The following is a 1444-nucleotide window of genomic DNA, read 5'->3' on the forward strand; positions in this document are numbered from 1 at the left end:
GTTATTTTTCATTTTCTTATTGTTAGTATTATTTTTAAACAAATCATCAATATTCAAATTATCAATGTTACCTAAGTTAATTTGTTCTTTGATTATAGCGCCTGTATTATTTATAATTTGCATCATTTTCTTTTTTAATTAATCTTTTACAAATTTTCCGTTAATAATTCTTCCTGTTCTGTTTTTGATTTCGTTGTAGGCGATATTTAGGCACTCCTTAAGGGTGGTATTTTCTAAGAAAGCTATATCATCTAAATAACCAATTATAGTAATGATTTCATAAAAATACAAAAAGGGCGTTTCTCCTCCTATCCCTAACAATCTAAAATTAGCGTGCATTAGACGAGTTAAACTATCTTGAATGCTTAATGCTAACACCACTTTGCTATCTGCTCGCTTTCTTTCAAAATTCAAAACATCATTGATTTGCTCTAATACGTCTATTCTTTCCATATAGCAGTAGTTAATGAGGGTTACCATTACATCGCCTATGGCGTCCTGAATAGCAGGACGGTCATCGTCATAACACGCTTTGATAAGTTCGCCAACATCCTCGTGTGTTTTGAGGAGCTGGTTAAAACTTGTTATTTTCTTATAGATTTCTCTTTTTTTTGCCCATTCTTGGATAAGGGGCACAAGTTCTTGGATTGTTAAATTTTGTGTGTTCATTTTATTCGGCTTTTAAAATTTCTATTTTGTATTCAAGGTCTTCACTATCCTCTTCTTTGGCATAGTTTATCAACCATTGTTCTAAATTCGGATATTTTAATGGGCTCGATAGACAAATTATTTCTCTTCTATCATATGCTTGCTCCATTTGTTCTGCAATTTTTTCTGGTATTTCTACCTCTGAAAGGTCTACAGAGTATGTAACCTTTATTGATAATTCTTTAAATGTTTTTGTTTTCATTTGTTGATATTTTTTTTGTTAATAATTTTTCCTAAGTATAGCACGAAGTACTTCTTATTGGCTTCTGCGCCCCATTCGGGGTTTCCTGTGCCAAAGCGTATAGATTTTAATTCTATGGTGAGACTTGGGGCATCACGAGCATAACCATTTCTAAAGACGACAGTGTCGTACTCTTTTCCAAAACCGAAGGTTGTAATACGGCTTGATGTCGCGGTACTCTTCTGTTTTCTCACCTGAGAGTATCATATCAAACCACTGCTTTTTGATAGTGAGGTGTAGGGTGTTATTCATTGTTCTGTAAATTTTAATCGTTTTGCTATTAATTCTACAATATCTACGGTTACGGCGTTGCCAATGAGTTTGTAGCGATTTGTCTTTGAAATACGCCTTATTCTGCCGTTGTAGTTGCCGTATTGCGTATAATTGTCTGGAAAGCCTTGAAGACGTTCGCATTCTATTTCTGTTAATCTGCGTATGCCACACAGTAGGTTATTCTCTTGAAAGGCGTTGCTCGATATAGTAGGGCAAATAGTT

General features: G+C 34.2%; 4 protein-coding genes. All 4 read right to left on the bottom strand.

Translation table 11 applies throughout. The features are described from left to right. Nucleotides 1–138: 138 nt before the first annotated feature. Nucleotides 139–669 (bottom strand): MazG-like family protein, encoded by a 531-nt coding sequence (locus HMPREF9074_RS11455; protein ID WP_009390740.1) that lies wholly within the window; start codon nt 667–669, stop codon nt 139–141. Between the two features lies 1 nt (nt 670). Beyond that, nucleotides 671–910, bottom strand: coding sequence for a hypothetical protein (locus HMPREF9074_RS11460; protein ID WP_009390739.1), 240 nt, complete (start codon nt 908–910; stop codon nt 671–673). Between the two features lie 150 nt (nt 911–1060). After that, nucleotides 1061–1201, bottom strand: a complete 141-nt coding sequence (locus tag HMPREF9074_RS12765; protein WP_232297135.1) for an ASCH domain-containing protein — start codon at nt 1199–1201, stop codon at nt 1061–1063. Further along, nucleotides 1198–1444: DNA cytosine methyltransferase (locus tag HMPREF9074_RS11470; protein WP_198133051.1), on the bottom strand; the 247-nt coding region annotated here is incomplete at its 5' end. The genes HMPREF9074_RS11470 and HMPREF9074_RS12765, both read right to left, overlap by 4 nt.

It is taken from the genome of Capnocytophaga sp. oral taxon 329 str. F0087 (assembly GCF_000213295.2).
GTDB classification, from domain to species: Bacteria; Bacteroidota; Bacteroidia; order Flavobacteriales; family Flavobacteriaceae; genus Capnocytophaga; species Capnocytophaga leadbetteri_A.